The 4,250-nt window shown below is 75.4% G+C and carries 3 protein-coding genes; 1 reads left to right on the top strand and 2 read right to left on the bottom strand.

The genetic code is table 11. The features are described from left to right. Positions 1-2,700, bottom strand: a 2,700-nt coding sequence (locus GT354_RS22960) for a HEAT repeat domain-containing protein (protein WP_161358265.1), incomplete at its 3' end; no start/stop codon positions are given. A gap of 141 nt (positions 2,701-2,841) precedes the next feature. Here GT354_RS22960 and GT354_RS22955 point away from each other — a divergent pair. After that, a complete protein-coding gene (locus tag GT354_RS22955) occupies positions 2,842-3,498 on the top strand; it encodes a DinB family protein (RefSeq protein ID WP_161358264.1) in 657 nt (218 codons plus the stop codon). A 12-nt stretch (positions 3,499-3,510) separates the two neighbouring features. Here the strand turns inward: GT354_RS22955 and GT354_RS22950 are convergent. Then, the coding region (locus tag GT354_RS22950; RefSeq protein ID WP_161358263.1) for an isocitrate lyase/phosphoenolpyruvate mutase family protein at positions 3,511-4,250 on the bottom strand (740 nt) is incomplete at its 5' end.

The raw sequence follows: 4,250 nt of genomic DNA, 5'->3' as shown, positions 1-4,250 counted from the left end.
GGGTCGGGCCGGCGGATGGCCGAGCGTCGCCAGGTCGGCCCGGAGCTCGGCCTCGTCCGCGTCCGCCGGTTCCTCGGGTGGGACGATGCCGTACGCGGCGAACCGATGCGTCAGTTCGTCGATCGTGCCGCCGGACAGGGTGAACGCACCGCGCGCGACGCGCCGCAACACCGGTCCGGCCAGGGGCGATTCCCGGGCGGCGAGCGCACCCACCGCCCGTGCGGACAGCGCACCGTCCAGGGCCTCGGCCGACAGCGCGATCACCCGGCCGTCCTGGGCGCGTTCGGCCGCCGACACCACGACGGCGGCGTACGCGTCGCCGAGGATCGCGCGCAGGGCTGCGATCAGCGACGTCCGCAGGCCCGGGTTGTCGCGCCGGCCGAGCCATCCGAGCAGTGCCGGCACCTGGGCCGGCGTACCGGTGTGGACCAGGGCGTCCGCCGCGGTCTTCTTGATGTTCATCACGGGGTGGTCGAGACAGGCCCCGACCGCCTCGCCCGCCCACCGGGCCCGTGCGTGGCCGAGCGCGCGCAGGGCCTGGCGTACGGTCTGCGGGTCGGCCGCGGCGGTGAGCGGGATCAGGCTCGCCGACAGGGCTCGGGCATCGGTCCGGTCCGCCCGGCCCTCGCGCTCGGCGTCCTCGCGGTGGGCGTCCTCGTCGCGGTCGCAACCGCGAGCGGTGACCCGGGCGCCGGCACGACCGGCGTCGCGCACGAGCAGCGCGATGGCGTGCTTGCGTACGTGCGGATCGCGGTGCCTGAGCAGCCGGTGCGTACGGGCTTTGGTGCGGCGGTACGGCGCGACGTCCACGAGCAGCGCCAGCAGGACGGCGAGTTCGGCGTCGGTGACGTCGGGGCGGTCCACCAGGTCGAGGACGATCGAGGCGACGAGCACGTCGCGAGCGGCCCTCGGGTCGGCCGCGTCGAGCAGGCAGACCGGGCGCAACGCGCCGCGCCGATGCAGGCGTTCGCCGAGGTCGCCGATCGCGGTGACGACCTCGGCGGGAACGACGGGTTGCGCGATCTCCTCGCCCCGGGAGGCCACGAGGCCGCCCACGACCCGAAGCAGCAGGTCGGCGATGACCGGGAGGGTGTGCGCGTCGCCGTTGCGGGCCAACCGGCACAGCGCCTCGACCGGTTCGTCCGGATCGGGATGCGCACCGAGCAGCGCGAGTTCGCGCGAGGCGGGCGCGCCGAGATCGGCGGCGATCCGCCCGGGAAGGTCGCGCACGTCGAGCCGGTCGAGCAACTCGCGCCGCTGTTCCGGGACTTGCGTCAGGTGCCACAGCACACCGAGCGCGTCGTGCGGTACGCCCCGTAGGTGGGGCGCGATCACCCCGCCGGGCTCGGTCAACCCCAACCCCTCGCGCAGCGCGGCGACCGAGGCGATGCCGCCGATCGCCTCGATCGCCCGCAAGGCGGCCTGTGGGGCGCGGGGCAGTTCGGCGAGCACTGCCCCCTCCGCGGCCTCGTGGCGTAGTTCGCGCAGCCCGTCGAGGAACGGCTCCGGCCGCGCGGCCATGGCCAGTCGGGCGGTCAGGGCCGCCCCGACCGGGAGGTCAGCCGCCCCCTGCCCGGCCAGCGCGACGAGCAGTTCGACCCGCCTGGGCCATCCCGGGTCACCGGCAGGCGCGTCCACGAGCGCCCGCAACGCCGCGTCGCGCACGGTGAACAGCACGATGGCGACGTCGTTCGCGCTCACCCGGTGGTCGGCGAGCGCCAGGTCCACCACGGCGGGCGCATGCTCCACGGCGACGAAGTGCCCGCGGCGGTGCAACGCGCCGAGCGCCGCGATCACCGATCCGGCCGACAGCAGCGGGTCGGTGCCGCCGATCCGCAGCAACTCGCCGACGTCGCCGCGCGTCGCGAACTCCCCGATCGCCGCCGTCGCACGCTGCCGCAGCGCCCCCGGTACGTGCGCATCGCCCGCGAAGTCGCGCAGCAGGGCCAAGTCCCCGTGCCGTACGGCCACATCGAGCACTTCGGCCGGATACTCCCCCGCCAACCCGCGCACCGGCACGTCGGCGATCCGGGCGACGGCGGCCCACGGTTCGGCGAGTTCGCCCAACGCGCCCGCGACGACCGCCCGGCCGCCGGCCGGATCCAGCAGTCGGACCAAGTGCTCCCCGGCCCGCTCGGGGTCGAGCAACGCCTCGTGCAGCCCCGCCCGAAGCACCCGCAGCGCCGCCGCGCTCAGCACCGGATCCCGGCGCCCGATCAGCGCCCTGAGGTAGGTGTCCACGTCGTCCACGTCGGCGGCGCCGATCCCGTCGACGGCCTGGTACAGCTCCTCCCCGAGCCCCTCCACCCGCAATGCGGTACCGGGCCGGTGCACGATCTCCGCCCGCAGCCACCCGATCCGCACCCGAGCCGGCAGATCCGCGGCCCGCCATCGCGGCCACGCCCCGGGCCGAACGAACGCGCGCAGCCGCTCGTACGCCCGCGCGAGCACGAGCGCCGTCTCGGCGGGCCCCTCGATCGACGCCGGCAGCAACGCCGCCGACTCCGCGTCGGGTCGCGTCGCGGCCCGCTCGCACAGCACCTCGACCCCCAGGTGTCGCACCCGTGGATCCTCGGCCCGCAGCAACGACCGCAGCGCCGCGCGCGAACCCGACGCCCCGTCGAAGTACGCCGAGAGCCACCGCACATCGGCAACGCGCACCGCCACCGAAACGGCGCTGTACTCCGGAGTCGTTGTCATCGACGGATCCTATGAACAAGTCGGTGCGCGGCACGATCGGATTTGTTCGCCGTAACCGCTCTTGTTCGGTACGTGACCGCCCCCGGGCGGCGCACCGGGGGGGTCGGCTTCGGCCCGGCCCCTCGGGGTACGGTCCAGTCCATGTCCCGATCCCCCGAAGCCGATCCCACCCCGTCGCCCGTCACCGCCGCAGACCTCGACCTCGCCGTGCGGCAGGCCGTGGACACCCTGCACGGCGCGCCCGCGTCGGCGTGGGACACCAACGCGGGCTCGCTGGAGTGGACCTGCTGGGAAACCGTCGAGCATCTCGCCGACGACCTCTTCGCCTACGCCGCCCAGTTGGGCCTGCGAACCCCGCTCCTGGACGGCGAGGTGCCGTTCGTGTGGGAGAGCCGCCGCCCCGGTGGCCCCGCGAACGCGATCCACGCCGACCGCACGGCGGGCCCCGACGGCTTGTTGCAGGTGTTGGAGGCCAGTGGCGCGTTGCTCGTCGCGATGGTGCGCACCGCGCCTGCGCGGGTGCGCACCCACCACGTGTTCGGCGCGTCGGATCCGGAGGGCTTCGCGGCGATGGGGATCGTGGAGACCCTGGTCCACACGCACGACCTGACCCTGGGGCTCGGGCTCGCGTGGAACCCGCCCGCCGACGTGTGTGCCCGGGTGCTCGCCCGTCTGTTCCCGGACGCCCCGACCACCGGCGCCCCGTGGCCCACCCTGTTGTGGGCCACCGGACGCGCGGAACTCCCGGGGCACCCGCGGCGCACCGCGTGGCGCTGGTACGCCGCGCCGCGGGCATAGCGACCGTCGCGGTCAGCCGTGCTCGGGTCGGTCTCGCATGAGCGCGTTGAGATCGCCGTACTCGATCGGGTCGGCGAGAGCCGTGTACGTCCCGCTGCCGAGCAACTCCTGTGCGGCCCGGCGGACCACGGCGTAGGCGGCCTCGGCGACGGCGGCCCCCAGGCTCACCCGGGACACACCGAGCTTGGCCAGTTCGGCGACCGGCGGGGCTCCGGGGCCGACCATGACGTTCAGCGGCACCGAGAGTTCGTCGGCGAGCGCCGACACCGTCGCCGGGTCGACGACGCCGGGGACGAAGATGCCGTCGGCCCCGGCGGCGACGTACGCGGCGGCGCGATCCAGGGTTTCCCGCAGCCTGGTCGAGGGGTCGCCGACGCCGCGCAGGTAGGTGTCCACGCGGGCGTTGACGAACAGCGGGATCCCCACGCCGTCGGCGGCGGCCCGCGCGGCGGCGATGCGCTCGCTTTGCGCGGCGATCTCGCGCAGCGGCGTGTCGCCGAAGGGGTCGGCGTCCTCGATGTTGACGCCCACGGCGCCTGCGGCCAGTACTCCCGCGACGGTCTCGCCGACGCCCTCGGGGGTGTCCGCGTAGCCGTGCTCGATGTCGGCGGTCACGGGCACCCGCACCGCGGCGGCGACCCGGCCGATCAGTTCGAGGGCGAGCCCCCGGTCGAGTCGCCCGCCGTCGGCGGCGCCCAGGCCCCACGCCACACCGGCGCTGGTGGTGGCCACCGCGCGGGCACCGGCGGCCT

Source organism: Streptomyces sp. SID3343 (assembly GCF_009865215.1).
Lineage (GTDB): Bacteria > Actinomycetota > Actinomycetes > Streptomycetales > Streptomycetaceae > Embleya.
Note: the sequence above shows the minus strand (reverse complement) of the source record. Positions and strands in the feature narration are given on the sequence as shown.

What these genes read in the sequence shown, in the direction of transcription:
- GT354_RS22955 (WP_161358264.1), top strand. Translation starts at nt 2,842, where the DNA reads ATGTCCCGATCCCCCGAAGCCGATCCCACCCCGTCGCCCGTCACCGCC.